16 protein-coding genes are annotated in these 17,066 nt (G+C 66.9%); 10 read left to right on the top strand and 6 right to left on the bottom strand.

Annotated elements, in window-relative coordinates; genetic code table 11:
- Positions 1-97: 97 nt before the first annotated feature.
- The 5 genes from AC3FOF_RS20390 to AC3FOF_RS20370 all read left to right on the top strand — a co-directional run bounded on the left by AC3FOF_RS20390 (position 98) and on the right by AC3FOF_RS20370 (position 7,071).
- On the top strand, positions 98-1,126 hold the full coding sequence (locus AC3FOF_RS20390) for an SAM-dependent methyltransferase (RefSeq protein WP_488727613.1): 1,029 nt from the start codon (positions 98-100) through the stop codon (positions 1,124-1,126).
- Positions 1,127-1,263: 137 nt separating this feature from the next.
- Positions 1,264-4,119 (top strand): PEP/pyruvate-binding domain-containing protein, encoded by a 2,856-nt coding sequence (locus AC3FOF_RS20385; protein WP_488727612.1) that lies wholly within the window; start codon positions 1,264-1,266, stop codon positions 4,117-4,119.
- Positions 4,120-4,122: 3 nt separating this feature from the next.
- Entirely contained in the window at positions 4,123-4,437 is a 315-nt protein-coding gene (locus AC3FOF_RS20380; protein WP_017229982.1) for a hypothetical protein, read from the top strand.
- Positions 4,430-5,236 carry a 4'-phosphopantetheinyl transferase family protein gene (locus AC3FOF_RS20375; RefSeq protein ID WP_017229981.1) on the top strand — a complete coding sequence of 269 codons (807 nt, stop codon included), beginning with the start codon at positions 4,430-4,432 and terminating at the stop codon, positions 5,234-5,236. The genes AC3FOF_RS20380 and AC3FOF_RS20375 overlap by 8 nt, the downstream gene beginning before the upstream one ends.
- A gap of 92 nt (positions 5,237-5,328) precedes the next feature.
- Positions 5,329-7,071, top strand: a complete 1,743-nt coding sequence (locus AC3FOF_RS20370; protein ID WP_488727611.1) for an acyl-CoA dehydrogenase family protein — start codon at positions 5,329-5,331, stop codon at positions 7,069-7,071.
- A 48-nt stretch (positions 7,072-7,119) separates the two neighbouring features.
- Here AC3FOF_RS20370 and AC3FOF_RS20365 read toward each other — a convergent pair whose 3' ends face one another.
- The 3 genes from AC3FOF_RS20365 to AC3FOF_RS20355 form a co-directional block, all read right to left on the bottom strand.
- Positions 7,120-7,665 (bottom strand): hypothetical protein, encoded by a 546-nt coding sequence (locus tag AC3FOF_RS20365; RefSeq protein WP_488727610.1) that lies wholly within the window; start codon positions 7,663-7,665, stop codon positions 7,120-7,122.
- 250 nt (positions 7,666-7,915) lie between these two features.
- Positions 7,916-8,596: an autoinducer binding domain-containing protein gene (locus tag AC3FOF_RS20360; RefSeq protein WP_017229978.1), complete on the bottom strand. Its 681-nt coding sequence runs from the start codon at positions 8,594-8,596 to the stop codon at positions 7,916-7,918.
- Between the two features lie 651 nt (positions 8,597-9,247).
- Positions 9,248-9,730 carry a YbaN family protein gene (locus AC3FOF_RS20355; RefSeq protein ID WP_276265799.1) on the bottom strand — a complete coding sequence of 161 codons (483 nt, stop codon included), beginning with the start codon at positions 9,728-9,730 and terminating at the stop codon, positions 9,248-9,250.
- A gap of 256 nt (positions 9,731-9,986) precedes the next feature.
- On the opposite strand from AC3FOF_RS20355, the gene AC3FOF_RS20350 reads away from it, so the two are divergent.
- From AC3FOF_RS20350 to AC3FOF_RS20335, 4 genes are all read left to right on the top strand, one after another.
- Positions 9,987-10,178 (top strand): hypothetical protein, encoded by a 192-nt coding sequence (locus AC3FOF_RS20350; RefSeq protein WP_276265800.1) that lies wholly within the window; start codon positions 9,987-9,989, stop codon positions 10,176-10,178.
- Positions 10,179-10,188: 10 nt separating this feature from the next.
- On the top strand, positions 10,189-10,410 hold the full coding sequence (locus AC3FOF_RS20345; RefSeq protein ID WP_488727609.1) for a GDCCVxC domain-containing (seleno)protein: 222 nt from the start codon (positions 10,189-10,191) through the stop codon (positions 10,408-10,410).
- 213 nt (positions 10,411-10,623) lie between these two features.
- Positions 10,624-10,944, top strand: coding sequence for a hypothetical protein (locus AC3FOF_RS20340; protein ID WP_488727608.1), 321 nt, complete (start codon positions 10,624-10,626; stop codon positions 10,942-10,944).
- Between the two features lie 90 nt (positions 10,945-11,034).
- The gene (locus AC3FOF_RS20335) at positions 11,035-11,448 is read left to right on the top strand and encodes a GNAT family N-acetyltransferase (protein WP_017230699.1); all 414 of its coding nucleotides are present in this window, start codon (positions 11,035-11,037) and stop codon (positions 11,446-11,448) included.
- 152 nt (positions 11,449-11,600) lie between these two features.
- On the opposite strand, the gene AC3FOF_RS20330 is transcribed toward AC3FOF_RS20335, so the two are convergent.
- Positions 11,601-11,924 carry an H-NS histone family protein gene (locus AC3FOF_RS20330; protein WP_017230698.1) on the bottom strand — a complete coding sequence of 108 codons (324 nt, stop codon included), beginning with the start codon at positions 11,922-11,924 and terminating at the stop codon, positions 11,601-11,603.
- 816 nt (positions 11,925-12,740) lie between these two features.
- Complete coding sequence (locus AC3FOF_RS20325; RefSeq protein WP_488727634.1) at positions 12,741-14,003, bottom strand: MFS transporter; 1,263 nt, start codon at positions 14,001-14,003, stop codon at positions 12,741-12,743.
- 176 nt (positions 14,004-14,179) lie between these two features.
- Here AC3FOF_RS20325 and AC3FOF_RS20320 point away from each other — a divergent pair, with 176 nt between their 5' ends.
- Positions 14,180-14,683, top strand: a complete 504-nt coding sequence (locus tag AC3FOF_RS20320) for a MarR family winged helix-turn-helix transcriptional regulator (protein ID WP_017230697.1) — start codon at positions 14,180-14,182, stop codon at positions 14,681-14,683.
- Positions 14,684-14,729: 46 nt separating this feature from the next.
- On the opposite strand, the gene AC3FOF_RS20315 is transcribed toward AC3FOF_RS20320, so the two are convergent.
- Positions 14,730-17,060: a xanthine dehydrogenase family protein molybdopterin-binding subunit gene (locus AC3FOF_RS20315; protein WP_488727607.1), complete on the bottom strand. Its 2,331-nt coding sequence runs from the start codon at positions 17,058-17,060 to the stop codon at positions 14,730-14,732.
- Positions 17,061-17,066: the final 6 nt, after the last annotated feature.

The raw sequence follows: 17,066 nt of genomic DNA, 5'->3' as shown, positions 1-17,066 counted from the left end.
CCCGACCACACGCGCTCTCGCACCTCGTATTTCGTAGATCGTATCTCGTCGCTTCCGGCATGGCCAGCATCTCTCAACTCAGGCGGACCCACGCACCATGAACCTCGCAACCTTGCGAAAACTGATCCTGGAAAAAAACCTGCTGGCCCTGCTGCGCCTCGGCACCCAGGCCAATCACGTTTACCGCTGCGCGTTCGCGGCGGCGGCGGGGTCCAGCGGCTTGCTGGGCCTGCTGTCGCGCCAGCCCAGCAAGCTCGATGAAATCGTCCGGCACCTGCAGTTGGGCAACGGCCAGCTGGCCGCGGTGGAAGCGTGGCTGGACTGCGGCGTCAAGGCCGGCGAGCTGGCGCTCAAGGATGGCCGCTACCGCCTGAAGGGACGGCTGTCCAGGCTGCTCGCGCCGTCCGGCAATGCCGTGCTCGGCTCGCTGTTCGAGGAAGTCACCCGCTATCACTACGACGCCATCCTGCAGGCGCCGCAACGCCTGCGGGACGCCCGCCGCTACACGCTGGCGGACCAGGACGGAGAACTGATCGCGCGCTCGTCGCGCGTGCTGGAGCCCCTGGTCGAAGAGGCCATCGACTGGGCGATCTCCGGCATGCCCGGCCGGGCACAGAATGCCTCGGTGCTGGAGATAGGCTGCGGCGCCGGCCATTACCTTTGCTACATGCGCGCCCGGCATCCCGGGCTGCGGCTGCTCGCCATGGACTTCCAGGCGGAGGTGGCCGATGCCGCCCGCCGCAACCTGGCCGCCGGCGGCCTGGACGGCGCAGTGCGGATCGAGCATGCCGACATCCTCGGCTTCGACAGCGCCGAACGCTTCGACCTGATCACCCTGCACAACAACATCTATTACTTCAGCGGCGAGCGCCGCGACGCGCTGTTGCGCAAGGTGCGCGCGCTGCTCAAGCCCGCCGGGCGGCTGCTGCTGACCACCAGTTGCCGGGGCGGCAGCGCCGCCGTGGCGGCACTGCACCTGTGGTGGGCCCTGTCGGACGAGGACAGTGGCCTGCCGCGGCGCGAGGAACTCCGGCAGCAGCTGCAGAACCATGGCTTCACGCGGGTGGACGACAAGCGGATGCTGCCCGGCGAGAGCTACTTCGCCTTCCTGGCCAGCACCGGCTGATACGGGTCGATACCGGCATCCCTTTGTCCGGCGCCCGCTCCGCCGATGCGCCGATGCGCCCTTGGCACGCACCCGACCGCTTCCAGTTCCTGCCCTTGATCACATCCAATTCACCACATCGCATTCCGGGAGTTTCCATGGACACGCTGACTTCCAGTGCCGCCGCGAATGGCCTGGCCACCGCTTTTGTTCCCCTTGGCCAGCCCTTGGCCGACACCGCTCCCGGAAGCGGTGCGCAAGCTGGCAACCGGCCGCTGCACCACGACGCGGCGCAGCGCTGGGCGCTGAGCTTCGATGCCGCCGCCGGGCTTGGCCCGGACCGGCTCGGCGGCAAGGGGTGGAGCCTGGTCAGGATGCACGCGCACGGCTTGCCGGTGCCGGCCGGCTTCTGCCTGCCCGTCGCCAGCTTCGAGCGCTTCCTGCATGGCAACGGCATTCATCTCGATGCCGCCTGGGCCCGGGACAGCGAGGCGGAAATAGCCGGCATCGCCGTGCGCATCCGCCGTGGCACCTTTCCCGCCGAGGCACGCGACGACATCCTCCAGGCCTATGCGGCGCTCGGCTCGGGTCCGGTTGCGGTGCGCTCGTCGGCGACGGGCGAAGACTCGGCCGAGCACTCCTTCGCCGGCCAGCACGACAGCTACCTGTGCGTCGAAGGGCCCGACCGCCTGCTGGATCATATCCGGGACTGCTGGGCATCGCTGCTGAACCGGGAGGCGCTGGCCTATCGCCGCAGCCTGCGCATCGATAGCGGCGCCGGCGGCGCGCCGGGGACGCACGTACCGGCCATGGCCGTCGTGGTGCAGGCCATGGTGCCGGCGGAGCGCGCGGGCGTGGCCTTCGCGCACAATCCGCTCAACCAGCGCAGCGACCAGATCCTGATCGAAGCCTGCTACGGCCTGGGCGAGGGCCTGGTGTCGGGCCGCATCGCCTCCGACCTGTACATCCTCGAAGCCGCCGTGCTGTCGCCGCTCGGCGCCCAGGTGCAGGCCAAGCCTTCGGCCATGCGCTGGAACGCCGCAGCGCGCCGGATCGAGGAACAGATGCTGGCGCCGGAATGGCGCGGCACGGCGGTGCTGGACGGCCAGCAGACGCACGCCATCGGCCGTCTGCTGCAGCAGTGCAATGCCTTGTTCGGGAGCCCCCAGGACATCGAATGGGCGCAGCACGGAGACGGCATCTGGCTGCTGCAAAGCCGGCCCATCACCCCCATGGCCGCGGACGCGCCCGCGCCCGAAGTGGAATCGCCGCACCAGGGCCGGCCTTCACCGGAGGTGGCGCGGCGCGCCCTGTGGTCGCGCATGGATATCGGCGAGATCTTCACCGGCCGCATGACGCCCCTGGGGCTGTCCTTCACCCGGCATTACCAGTACAAGGTGCACCGGGCCTGCGGCACCGGCATCGGCTTGCTGGACCTGGGCGACCCGGACGAGTACATGGGCTACTTCAAGGGCCACGTCTACCTGAACGTGGCCTATACCGCCTACCTCCTCTCGCAAACGCCGGCCGGCTTCGACCAGCGCCCGTTCCTGCAGCGCTTCGCGAGCGAGGACGTGGATCTCGCGGACTACAGCAATCCCTACGGCGAGCGGCACCGCGGTTCGCGCTGGCGCTCCGGCGCGTACTGGCTCTGGAAGACCATGGCCGAGCTGGCTGGCGCGAAATCCCGCGCCGGCCACATGGTGGCGTCGCGCTATCGCGAATTCGACCGCGCCACCGGCCTGGACCTGGCCGGCATGGAACTGAACCAGCTGCGCGAGGAACTCACGCATGCGCTGGATTACTTCCGCGCCATGCATATCGGCTACCTGCCGTTCTATATCAACGCCTTCGGCATGTACGGCATGCTGGAACAGCTTTGCCAGTCGTGGCTGCCCGGCGAGGGCGCGCAGCTGCAGAACCGCCTGAAAGGCGATATGTCGAACCTGCGCACCATCCGTTGCGCGCGCGACATCTGGGACCTGGCCCGGGCCGTGGCACGGTACCCCAAGGTCGAATCGCTGTTCCGGGCGCTCCCGGCAAAGCAGCTGCTGGCGCGGCTCAAGGAAGACGCCGAAGGCATCGCCTTCCTGGACGAGCAGCTTGCACCCTTCATGCGCGAGAACGGCGTGCGCGCCCGGCAGGAGATGGAGCTGAGCCATCCGCGCTGGATCGACGACCCGACCTACGTCTTCCAGATCATGAAGATCTACCTGGCGCGCGGCAATACGGTCGAGCAGCGCCTGGCCGGCGCCGACGACACCCCGCACGACGACACCGAGACCCTGCTGCGCAAGCTGCCTGCGCTCAAGCGGGCTGCGCTGCGGCGTGTCATCCGCCTGTACTGCGCCTGTAGCCGCATGCGGGAGGAAACCCGGATGAGCATGATCACCTCGATCTGGCTGGTGCGGCGCGTCCTGTGCGAGCTGGCACGGCGGCTGCGCCAGCAGGGCCTGCTGCTCGACGAGAGCGAACTTGCCTACCTGGACTTCGAGGATCTCATGACCTACGCCAATGGCTATGCCAGCGCGGCCGAATGCTTTCCCCGCACGAAGATCGACGCGGCGCGCCGGCAGCACCTCGCCCACGAGAGCGGCGAAGAGCCCCCGCTGACCTTCTTCGGCCAGGCCGGGCATGCAGCCGACGGCAGGCAGGGCGACCCGGCCGGCAGCCTGAAAGGCCTGGGCACCTCGCGGGGCCGCGTACGCGCGAAGGCTCGCGTCATCCACGACCTGACCGGGCAAGCCGGCGAGCTGCAAAGGGGCGAGATCATCGTCACGCGCTTTACCGACGCCTCATGGACCCCGTTGTTCGCGCTGGCCGGCGGCATCGTGACCGATGTGGGCTCCATGCTGTCCCACAGCTCCATCGTCGCGCGCGAGTTCGGCGTACCGTGCGTCGTCAATACCAGGACCGCGACGGCACGCATCAAGACCGGAGACTGGCTGACGCTGGACGGCGAGGCCGGTCTCATCCACCTGGAAACCCGACTGGAAACCTGCGAGGCAGACTGAAACATGCTCACCATCATCGACCATATCCGGCTCAAACACCCGGACCACCGCGCCGCATTCGTGAAGTGGGTCAGGGAGGTGGACTACGCCGCCTGCCGCGACCTGCCCAGCGTGGTGCGCTTCGAGATGCACGAAGCCGCCGGCAACGCGGAGTTCGACTTCTTCGAAATCATCCTGGTCAGCTCCCGGGAGGCGTTCGAGCGCGATATGAAGCTGCCGCTGTTCCACAGCCTGCAGGCGCGCTTCTCCGAGATGGCCAGCGTGGTACGCCAGATCGCCGGCGCCCCTGTCCCCCCGGGCTACGCGCGCCGTGCTTGAACCGCCCGCCAGCCTGAAGCCATGCTTCGCCACGCCGCACACGGCAGGCATCCGCTGCTGGCGTATCGACCTGGACGCCCTGGCCGAGCAGTGCCCGGAGCACGCCTGCGCCGGCTGGCCGGCCAGTGCGTGGCTCCATGCCGAAGAACTGTCGCGGCTCCAGGGCTTCCCGATGCGCAAACGCCAGATCGAATGGCTCGGCGGCCGCCTGGCCGGCAAGCAGGCGCTGCGCATCCTGCTGGCGGACAGGCGCCCCCTGGACACCGAAGCCGCGCACGCATGGCACATCCGCAACGGCGAGGACGGCCGACCGGTCTTTACCGGCAAAGCGGTGCATCTCTCGATCAGCCACGGCAGGCGCATTGCCATGGCCGCGGTCGGAGAGGTGCCGGTGGGCGTCGACGTCGAGGGCTTCGACGCCGTGCGGGCGCGCAGCCTGGACACGCTGCTGTGGCCTGCGGAGGTGTGGGTGATACGCCGCGCCCTGGGCGGCTTGCCCACGGAAGCGCGCGCCTTTCTCTGGTGCCTGAAAGAGGCACTCTTCAAGGCGCTTGGACAGCACGGTTTCGCCCGTTTCGCGTGTGCCTTGCGCCTGCGCGACTGGCATGGGCCCGACCGGCCGGTATGGCAAGCCGTGGCGCCCTGGCCAGCGTTCGATGATGCCGGCCAGGACACCGGCACGCTCGCGCGGGAGGCCAATGGCTGGCGCGCGCTTTGCCACCAGGACGCCGGCGCCGCCCATGTCCTGGTGACGCCCGCCTTGCCCCGGCCTGCCCCACCGGCGCGCCCGCCACGCTGAAGCCGCCATGCCAGGCGGCCGGGCGCTGTCCCGGCGGCATTGCGCCAGGCGCACACCTTTCCCTTTCCCCAATTCCATTCCGAGGAAAAATCATGGACCAACAAGCCATCCAGTTCGGCGAGGCTCTCGAAGCCGCGCTGGGCGATCCGGTACAGGCACATTCGGCCATCAACTTCCATGCTTCGCTCGAACTCGACGAGCAGGAGGCCTTTCCACAAGCGCACCTGGATTCCCTGCGGGAACTCGGCTGCTTCGAACAGCTGATCCCCCTGGCGCTGGGAGGCGCACTGGCCGAGCTGGAGCGCACCATGCTGATGTCACGCCTGATCTCGCGGCGCGATCTGACCACCGCCATCGCCTTCGGCCAGACCATGCTGGGCAGCATACCGATCTGGCTGGCGGGCAGTCCCGCACAGCAGCGGCAGGCGGCGGACCTGCTGCGCCAGGGCGGCCTGGCCTGCCTGGCGCTCACCGAGAAGGAACACGGCAGCGACATCCTCTCCACCGAGTTCCTGGTACGGCAGCAGGGCGGCAGCCTGCTGGCCAGCGGCAGCAAATGGCTGATCAACAACGGCCGGCGCGGCGCCAGCCTGACGGTGCTCTGCCGCGTCGAGCGCGCCGACGGCGGCTCGGCGCTGGGGCTGCTGTGGCTGCGCCGGCCCCAGGACGCCGACAGCGCCGCCACCACATGGCGCTCCCACCCCAAGATCCGCACGCTGGGCATCCGCGGCGCCGACATCAGCGGCTTCCAGCTGCACGATCATCCATGCGGCGCCGACGCCCTTGTCTGCGGCCCGGAAGCCGCCCTCTTCACGGTGCTCAAGACGCTGCAGATCTCGCGCGTGCTGTGCGCGGGCTTCTCCCTTGGCGCTGTCGACACCCTGTTCCGCCTCACCTTCAGGTTCGCGTATGGGCGCCGGCTCTACGGGAAGCTGGCCTCCGACATTCCCATGGTCAAGGCCAAGCTTGCGCGAAGCTATGCCGGCATCCTGGTGGCCGACCTGGTGGCCCAGATAGCCTGTCGCGCCATCGCCGCCAACCCCGCCGAGCTCAGCCTGCTATCCGCGGTGGCGAAATGCCATGTGCCCGCCCAATGCGAGGAGATAGCCCGGCAACTGGCGCTGGTGCTAGGCGCGCGCCACTACGTGCGCAGCGAGTACCCCTGGGGCGTCTTCCAGAAGCTGATGCGGGACAGCCAGGTGGTGAGCCTGTTCGACGGCAGCACGCAGGTCAACCTGAGCCTGGTCGCCACGCAGTTGCGCGCGCTCGGCGCGGGCCTGCGCCGGAAGCTGGAGGCCGGGCTGGGCACGGGCCACCTGGATCAGGTCAGACCGCTGCTGTGGCGCGACGAAAGCAGCAAAGGCTGGCCCGCGCAAAGCCAGTTGCGCCTGACCGCCAATGGGGAAGACAGCCTGCTTGCGGCCTTCTTCGAAATGCAGGCGGTGCGGCACGAGGCAGCGCAGCCGCCAGCCCTGGAACAGGCGCTCACCGCGCTGGAGACGCGCCTGCGGCTCTGGCTGGCGGCCTGCCACGCGGCGCTGGAACTGGAATCCCTGGGCCAAGACACGGTGCGCGTGATGCAGTTGGCCGAGCAATACGTCGGCTTGCACGCGGCGGCATGCGCCGCGCTGGCCTGGCATCTGCACCGCGGCACGCTGCCGGCGTACCGGCTCGACGATGCGGTCCTGCTCGAATACCTGGCTGGCGCACTGCCGGAGGCCGGCATCGTGGTCGAGGATGCACAGCGCCAGGCGCTGGTCGACGCGGCCGCCGCACTGATCGAGCAGCCGCGCCTGATCTCGCTCAGCGATGTGCGCATCAGCGACGGGCCGTGAGCCATGCCCTGGCGTGCGCAGCCCCGTCGCGGCGAGCCCGGCACCGCCCTATTGGGGGGACCGGGACGCACCCGGCGCCGCCACGCTCTCGCCGGGCGCCGCAAGCAGGCGGTTCACCTTCGCCACCAGGCGCCAGTGCGCCACCCAGCACAGCAGCGCGACACCGCCTGCCAGTTCCCCGACGACATTGGGCAGTAGCGACACGATCTGCGCCGCGCACCAGCCAAAGCCGGAGACGAAGCCGAAGCCCGTCAGGCCAGCCAGGCGCGCATTGGCGGCGGCTTCCGCGCGTATCGAACGGCTGACATTGGCGACGATATAAAAGTCCTCGACGAAGTTGTACGGCAGCAGGAACATCAGCCAGACCGATGCCGGCTGCGCCGCCCGCGCAGCCGGGCCGACCCGCTCCAGGCAGCGCTGCAGCGAACGGCAATACAAGCCGACCGCGGCGAGAAAAGCGAGCACCACGGCGGATACCGACAGCCACCCGGTCTGCCAGACCGAAGCCAGCACGCCGGAGCGGGCCTGCGGATCCGCGAACGGATAGAGCAGCGCCGCCGCGACCAGCAGGGTCGCGCACAGCTTGAAGCTCATCGATCCGATTCCAATGGTTCTTGTCGACACGGCAGACTCCGAAGCCGGGAGGGCTACGCCCGGCAAAACGTCATGGTACGGCAGGCTGGTGTCCAGCGTCTGAAACTCGTTGAAGCGATAAGTCAGTCGAACAGGCGCGTGAGCCTGGGAGCAAAGCGCGGCAAGGCTGAAGCCTTGCGGGCATTGGTGGCGACGGATCGCGCGTCCTATCGGCTGGCTTGTTCAACGAAGTCGTGAGTCAGGGCACTGTCTAGTGCAACAAGCCGAGCATGGCCGCCCGTACGACGGCCCCCGTCTTGTTGGTGGCGTTCATCTTGTGCACTGCATTCTTGATGTGGAAGTTGACGGTATCCACCGACACCTTGAGGATGCTTGCGATCTCGCCCGAGGTCTTGCCGTCCGCGGCCCACCGCAGGACCTCGGTCTCGCGGCGGGTCAGCTTGTGCGTTGGCATGGGCGGAAACTCGGCGCACAGGATGCGGGAGAGCGTGGCGTGGGTCATGCAGACCAGCGAGCGCATCCGCAGTTCGCAGCTATCGAGTTCGCCGCGGGAGATCGGGGTGGACGAGCGCGCCATCGAAAGCATGCCGCCCACGCCGTTGGCGCTGAAGCAGGATTGGCTCCACCCTACCCTCAGGCCGGCCGCCCGCGCCTCTTCCCAGAGCGCCCGGGTGCCGGAAAAAACGTCGTCCGTCCACACCAGCGGCACGGCGGTGCGCCGGCCATGGGCCACCGTCGGGTCTACGCCGAGGTAGTTGGCCTCCTGATAGCGGGCCTGCCACGCTGCCGGGAAGTTGTTGAGGATGATCGTCCTGGGCTTGGACACGGGCAGCGGCATGCGGATGCCGTAGGCGCACATATCGAAGCCCAGCGCACGTACCGCCTTCTCGACTCGTCCGAAGGCCTCGCGCGCGCAGGACACATCAGCCATTTCCACCTGGATATCTCTTTGCCATTGACTCGTTTCCATTTCACCACCGTTACTGCATTGCCATTCATCAGAGCCCCCCTCGGCCATGGCTTTCCAGGATTGGATGCAATCGAATCCAGACCGCATATTCGCCAGGCCAATCCCCGAAATTTGCTGATTATTTAATTCCCGGTTTTATTATGGTTAATTCAGTCGGGCGGGCATCATCGGCCATGACGGCCATCACTGCCCCCGCTGGCAACCTGTTTCTGGCGCACGCCCGCCCGCCGACACGAGGCCGATAGCGAAGGGGAAAATGCGATCCGGGGAGACGAGACGCCGGCGGTGGCCCGCAAACGAGCCAGCAGCGCCTGCTTCAGGAAGGAGTTTGTCATGCCAACCAATGTATTTCAACTAAAATCTCTCCTGATGTCTTCTTGTACTAACCAAGAAACATATAAATCTTACCCGCCTACCCGGCGGTATATCCGGAACCGATCGATTTAATATTTTCTTTAACCAGAGATAGAATTATTTTCTATGCATGCAACGCATTCTGCTTGACGGACACAAGCGATATCGAGCAGCGTCCGCCGGCAGCACCCGCGCGGACGATGCCGGCGAGCGCATGGAGCAAGGTGCGGCGGCGGCCAGGGGAGCGGCGCCCGGGCCTCAGGCCGCCGGCTCGGGCCGGCGCCACAACCACGCCAGCACGCAGGCCATGCATGCAATCGCCCCGTAGGCCAGCCACGGACGGTGCATGCCAACCAGGAGCACGGCGCTGCAGACGCTCATGGCGACGGTGGCGCTCCATTTGGCGCGGCGGCTGACCATCCGGCCGTTGTGCCAGTTGTAGAGCATGGGGCCGAATACGCGATGGTGCAGCAGCCAGCCATGCAGCCGCGGCGATCCCTTGGCCGCGGCCCAGGCGGACAGCAGCAGGAATTCCGTGCTGGGCAGGCCGGGAACGAACAGCCCGAGAATGGCCACTCCCAGGCTGAGGAGCGCCAGCGCGGTCAATAGCACGCGCGCCGTGCGGGTGCGCGCCAGCCGCAGCGGCGGGTCGCCCACGGCGTTGGCCGCGGCGCCTGGCGCTGCGGCCGGCCGGGGCGGAGCGGCCGCGTCCCGCGCGCAGGCGGCGTCGGTCTCATCCAAGGTGCTTCACCGTAGCTCGGACAAGGGCGGAGACAACAGCAACGGCGGCAGGCATGACAAACGATTCCCGGTTCTCGCAAAAAGGTACGGCTGGCGCCATTGTCCGCATCACCAGCCCGTGCGGCAAGGCCCACCCTTGGCCGCTCAGGGAAGGCAATCTGTCAGATTGCCAGCGGGCTCATTTCAGCAAAAGATCATATTGACCCGCAGCCCATTGGCTTCACCGCCGGATGGCAACGGGAAGGATAATCATCTCATGGCCGACGCCAAGGGCAACGCGGTCGTGGCCGCTGTCTCTCCGACAACAGTAACGCACGGCAATGCCATTCTTGTGGCCTACCATTCGGATGGCAAAGCCCGTGGAAAGCTGCGTGGGGAGATTGGCGTCAATTGCGCATCATCCGTTGATAGCGAGGCCGTAACCGATCAAGAGCGGTTCGCTGGATGAGGTGGAGACGATGATGGACAAGGTCAAACCGCAGTCGACCATCACCTGCCCGCTCTGTGGCCACAGGAAGGAAGAGTCCATGCCCACAAACGCCTGTCAGTGGTTCTACGAATGTGAACATTGCCACACCGTGCTCAGACCCAAGGCCGGGGACTGCTGCGTTTTCTGCTCGTACGGCACCAACAAGTGCCCGTCGGTCCAGCAGCGGGGCTCGTGCTGCGCATCAGGATGAGCGGTGCGTGGTTCTGAATCGTCACACCTCTCTCCCAGGCACGGCGCTATCCCCGGATCCGCGTGAGCCACGCTATACGTTTGGATACAAAGTTGCGCAGCCAGTGGGTCAACTGGCCCGGCAAGCCTCACGTTACTCCGGATGAACTGGCTCACATCCAGTGCCAAGACTAACTGGTGTGGTGTCACCGCACGGAAGGAAGGAGTTCCAACGATGAGAAAAGCCCTAGCATTCGGCTTGGCGGCCGGGGTCGCGGCCCTCGTTTCTGTCAGCGCCCAGGCTCATGTGAGTGTTGGTGTCGGCATCGGCGTCCCGCTACCCTTCGTAGCTGCACCCGTGTATGCCCCCGCTCCGGTCTACGGCCCGGCGCCTGTCGTGATCGAGCCGCAGCCTGTTGTTGTTGCGCCCGGATACTATGACGACTGGCGGGATCGCGCCTGGAGAGAGCGCCAATGGCGCGAACGGAGATGGAGAGAACAGGAGTGGAGAGAGCGTCACCGTGAGTGGCACCGCTGGCACGATGACGAGGACTGAGTTTCCGCAGGGGCCGGTCAGCAAGTCTCCGCTCGCGTCCCTGAACTCTCCGCTGCTTGACAAGGTAGAACCGTGCGCCCCCGTCATGCAATGAAAAGCGACCTCCCCGAAGTGGAGGCACTGCTTCGCTCGTGTACCCTGCCGGTAGGCGGGATAGGCGAACATGCGCTGCAGTTTCACGTCAGCCGCGACAAATCCGGGCTGCTGGGATGCGCTGGCATCGAGGAGTATGGCGGAACAGTTGGCCTGCTCAGAGGACTGGCCGTAGCGGAACGTGCGAGATGCGCCGGCCTGGGCGAGTTGCTTATGTCTGCACTGGTCGCTGACGTTCGTCAGCGCGGGCTCGAATCCCTGGTGCTGAGAACCGAGACCGCTGCCGGCTACTTTTCCCGGTTTGGATTTACGAAAATTCCTCGTTCCGAAGTGCCCCACCGCTTGCTTGTCTCCCGCGAGTTCGCTGAGACTATCGCCGCCCGCGCAACGGTGATGGCGATAGCCCTGTAATCGCATTCTTCTTATCGAACGCATACGCGCCGGCACGCCCAGGCAGTCCAAATGAAAAACCCTTCGTCATTGCGAAGGGCTTTCTTGCTTCCAGACTTCCCGGTCAGAGCGGCACATGCCCCCAAGTAGTGGCAAATGCCGCCGTCCCGCTATTACGCCTCTGCAATCAGGAATTTATCGCGGTTTTTTCCAAGCCAGGCAGGTGCACGGCCGCGGCCGGTCCAAGTGGCGCCCGTCTTCGGGTCTTGATACTTCGGAGGCAGCGACGTCTTGGATTTTGCCGGAGCCTTGGGCGCCGCGCTGGCGGCCGGACGACCACGACGACGCTTGGGAGCGATGTCTTCGGCGGTCAATTCGTATTGCATCATCAAAGCTTGAATCTGTTCGATAACACCGGCGACTTCCGTTGCCCGCACTTCGACAAGCTGGGCTTCCAGCTTTTCCTTCTCTGCCAGCAGCTGTTTGTATGTAGCCATGCTTCCTCCAGGTAGTGATATTTCCACTATGGTACATCATGAAGCATAAAATCAAGCCCTCCTTGTAGGAAACCACTAGAATTAACATGGCATGGCACGTAGCCCCTGAATCAGAGTCAAGTGTCGATGTGTGAATTAAGGTTACGACATGGCGTCTGGACAGCTTATTTCTTTCGAAAGGCTTTCAATTCGCCCTCTATATAGGATTTATGGTTATTTTGCAAAATCTGACGGAAATTCTCACCGTCGCACATTTGCAGTCGATAACCGACGCGAAGACATGCGCGCGCGGCAAGGCCTGCGTCCAAGACGGTAAGGGCGAATTCCAGAGTTCTCGAAGGTTCGGATGCTGTGGCTCGCAAGACCCTCCGTCGCGTGCTGGTTGTCCCCAGCCTTTGGCCACGGGTCGGCCTTCCTGATCAGATAGAGGCCCGCAGCCGTACCTATGACATTGGCCTTGTTGAGTCAATGCCAGTGGTAGAGTTCGCGCGCATCGAGCAAGTCCTTCAACGAGGGGCCGCGAAAATTATGCTGGGTGGACAGAACATCCATTGGTGGTCTCCCAGCGCTAAAGATCTCGGGGGGCCGAAAAAGATGGAGAGCGGGTGAGCCACACATCGGCTCGCCGCACTGATTGCCACATTTCGCTCCCATCGAAGGCGCAAGCAGCTTGCCTGGGAGCGTAGTTGCCACTGCCATGAGGAGCCTCCTATCCAAGCACACCCCAATGACAATACTGTGTCGCAACATCGCCTGCCGGTATGCAAGCTGCGTTCCAGGCTGCGTCCTTGATCAACCGGCAGGCGCGCACCGCCTTCACGCTGCCGTTGCCGGCCTCGCGGCATCCATCCCGGGGATCGCCTCGAGGCGGGCGGCCGGCGACACCAGGATGATCGCCGCCTGCACCACAAATCCACCGACTGCGGCAACAAGGCATGCCTCCAGCCCGAGGCGCGCGCTGATGGCCGCGCCAAGCAGCGCGCCCAACGGCCGCGCGCCATAGGTGGCTGTGCTGTTGATCGCGGATACGCGCCCCATCATGCCGACGGGCGTGATGGCCTGCCGCAGGGTGGTGGATCCGACGGTCCAGAGTATCGGACCGGCACCGAGCAGGAAAAAGCTCGATGTGGCAAGCCAGAACGATGGCGCTGCCAGCGTCCCCAGCATGACCAGCGATGCAACGAGACCACAGACAGGGCCTACGGTAAGTACGCGCCCAAATGCAAGCCGCCGCAAGATCGACGGCGCGGCAAGAGCGCCACACGTCATGCCTGCGCCATAGGCACCAAACGTGATGCCTATCTGCCCGGCGGTCAATCCGAGCCGGGTCACGGCATAGGGGACGTAGACGGCCTGCAGGATGAAGAAGCCGATATTGAAGAAAACGGCCGTCGCGAGCATCGACCGCAACTGCGCACTCTTCATCACGAAGCGTCCGCCATCGGACAACTCAAGCAGGAAATGGCGCCGTGCGGTTTGCGCGCGGGCCGGCTCACGCAGCCCCGCCAACAGTCCGACCGCCAGTACCGAGAGCGCTGCGGCGCAACCGTATGCCCAGCCGGCGCCTACCCACCCCACCAGCAGCCCTCCCGCTGCCGGACCCGCCGAATAGGCAACGCTGCGCGCCAGCTCGATGCGGCCATTCGCCACCGCGAGCGCTTCACGCGCCACGAGCATCGGCACCAGCGCAGGCGCCGCGACGCTATAGGCAACGGTTCCGGTCGCACCGATGAAGCCCAGGATCGCCAGCAGCGGCAGCGTCAGCGCGTGCGCCGCCAGCAGGAACAGAACGCCCAATAGCGCCAGTACCCGCAAGCCTTCCGCCATGGCCATCATGGTTCGCCGCGACCGGTGATCGGCCCAGACGCCGAGCGGGATCGACAATAGCAGGAACGGCAGCGTCTGCGCTGTCTGCAGGAGACCGGTCTCGCCGGCTGTGGCGCCAAGCGCCAGCACGGCGATAATCGGCGCGCTCGCCAGGCTGGTCTGCTCGGCCGACTGAGCGGCGAGATTCGACCAGGCCAGACGCCGGAACGCGGCAGGCAGGCGATTCGCAGGGCGAAGAACAGTGGGGATCATTGGCATGCTCCATCGTTTGATGCATCTTCGCGGAGACTGGCCAGGGCAGACACCCCGTTTCTTGCCATGCAATCTGCAGGTGAGCAAGGTGTCGGCGGCATCAAAAAAACCCGCCGCGCCCGCCCATGCTCGGTATACTCCCAGGCACGCTTCCCCCTGCCTGCAGACCCTTCATCGTGTCCAATTCCTCCGCGCGCAAGACCGCCGCGCAAAAGCCGGCCGCTGCCGAGTACGATTTCACCGAACAGGTCGGGCACCTGCTGCGCCGCGCCTACCAGCGCCACGTGGCGATCTTCCAGCAGACCATTGCCGATTCGCAGCTGACCGCGGCGCAGTTCGTGGTGATGTGCGCGGTCAACGACCGCGGCTCGTGCTCGCTCAGCGAGATCGTGCGCGCCACCGCCATCGACCAGGCCACCGTGCGCGGCATCATCGAGCGGCTCAAGGCACGCGCGCTGGTGGCGGTCTCGCACGATCCCAACGACCGCCGCAAGGTGGTGGTCACGGTGACGCCGGCCGGCCTGGCGCTGATCGAGGAAACGGTGCCGTTCGCACACCGCATCTCGGAGCAGACCTTTGGCGACCTCAATCCCGCCGAACGGGTGGCGATCACCTACCTGCTGCGCAAGATGAGCGAGTTCGACGACCGCGACGGCGCGCCGGAGGGCGCGTCCGACTGACGTCTCCGGCGCACGTGCGAAACTGCCCGATGGCATTTCGCCGCCCTCAGGCGGGTGCCCGGCTCTCCCCCGCCAGCGCGGCGCGCACGGTTTCCGGCGTGAATGGCGCGCGCCGCAGCCGCACGCCCGTGGCATCGAAGACCGCATTGGCGATGGCCGGCGCGCCCGGCAGCGAGGCGGATTCGCCCGCGCCCATCGGCGCTTCGTGCTGGCGCGGCATCAGCACCACCTCGATGGGCGGCAATTCGGGAAAGGCCAGCAGCGGGTAGCTGCCCCACTCGCGGCAGGCCACGCCCGCGGCGTCGAAGCGCACCTGCTCCTTGAGCACACGGCCGAGGGCCTGCACCACATTGCCCTGCACCTGGTGGCGCACGCCGTCGGGATTGACCATCATGCCGGTGTCCTGTGCCACCACCAGCCGCTCCACGGCGATCTCGCCGGTGTCGGGCGCCACCGCCAGGTCCACCACCCACGCTGCCCAGGCTGCGCCAAAGCCCGGGAATCTGCTGTGGATATAGCGGGCGTAGGCCACGCCGCGCCCGCGCAGCAGCCCGTCCGGCCCCGGCGCGCCGCGCGTACCGCGCGCGCCTTCGCGCCAGCCCGCGCGCGCGGCCAGTGCGCGCAGCAGGTCGGTGGCGCGCTCGTCGGGCAGGTGGCGCAGGCGAAAGGCCAGCGGATCGGCGCCGGCCTCATGCGCGAGCTCGTCGATAAAGCTCTCATGCGCGAATACGTTGGGCAGGGCCGAAACGCCGCGCAGCCACGAGGCGCGCACAATGGCGGGCGTGTCGTCGCAGCCGATGCGCGTGTTCGCGTAGCGGTAGGGCGGCACCGCGGTGCGATCGCCCATCTGCAGCGTGCGCGGTGCGTTGCCGGTCACGCCGGTCAGCAACAGCGCCAGCGTGGGCGCGTCGTTGGACGGATAGCGGCTGACGAAGTCATAGGCGAGCAATGCGCCGCCGGGGCCGATGGCGCCGCGTACGTCCATCAGTTGCGCCGCCCCCTTGGGCTCCCAGAGGTGTTCCTGCTCGCGGGTCAGTTGCACGCGCACCGGCCGCCCCACCGCGCGCGACAGCAGCACGGCATCGGCGCAGGCATCATCCGCGCAATTGCGGCCGTAGCAGCCGGCGGCTTCCATCCGCACGATCTCGATGCGGCCTTCGTCCAGGCCGGTCAGGCGTGCCAGGTCGATGCGCAGCACATGCGGGTTCTGCGTGCCGGACCAGACGGTCAGGCCGTCGCCGCGGTAATCGGCCACGGCGCAGGAGGGACCGATGGAAGCGTGCATCTGGTAGGGCCAGGCATAGCTGCGTGACAAGACCCGGCCCGCGCTGCCCGCGGCGTCGAAGACAGCCTGCGCATCGCCATCGTCCAGCAACGCGCGCCGTGTCGCCGGATTGGCGCGCAGCACGGCTTCGGCGGCGTCGGGGCCGTTCAGGTCGGGCAGGGGCGGCACCGGCTTCCAGTCCACCCGCAGGCGGCGTGCCGCCTGCATGGCCTGTTCCTCGCGCTGCGCCACCACGCCGACAAAATCGCCCTGCACCACGATGTCGACCACGCCGCGCACGTCGCGCACCGAGGCGCGGTCCACGCCGCGCAGGCTGGTGCCGACAAAGTCGCCGCTATCGCGGCCCGCGTAGGGCGGACGCACCACCCGGCCATGCAGCATGCCGGGCACGCGCACATCGTGCACGAAGGTGAGCTGCGCGGTGGCCTTGGCGGGAATGTCCACGCGCGGCGCGGCAGCGCCCACCACGCGATATGCGGCGACCGGCTTGGTGGCGACATGGTCGGCCAGCGGCAACTCGACATGTTCGCCCGCCAGCAGCTCGCCATAGGCCAGGCCCCGGCCTGGGTCGCCGCGCACGCGCAGGCAGCCGTCCTCGGCCACCAGCGCCGGCACGGGTACGCCGAGACGCTGCGCGGCGCGCTCGCGCAGCCACGCCATGGCCTGCGCCGCCGCGCGCCGCAGCGGCAGCGCCGAGATCTGGATGGTGGCGCTGGCGATGGTGGGCCCCTGATTGGGGGTCGCCTCGGTATGGCCGAGTGTCATGGTCACGCGTGCTGCCGGCACATCGAGTTCCTCGGCCACGATCTGCGCCAGCGAAGTGCGGATGCCCGTGCCCAGGTCGACATGGCCGTTGAAGGCCAGGATCTCGCCGCTATCGCGCACCGCGACGAAGATATCCGGCTGCGCGCCAACGTAGTCCGAGGCCGCGCCAGGCTGCCCGGGCGCCGGACGCGGCGCCGCCTGCGGCGCGCGTGTCACCAGCAGCACGCCGCGCGCGCGCAGCAGCGCGTCGCGCAGCGAGCCCGGCGAAAGCGGCAGCGATGAAGGAGGGGATGCGGACTGCGACGCGATGCCGGGATTGGTTTCCATACGCTC

It is taken from the genome of Cupriavidus sp. 96C5-1 (assembly GCF_057798855.1).
Note: the sequence above shows the minus strand (reverse complement) of the source record. Positions and strands in the feature narration are given on the sequence as shown.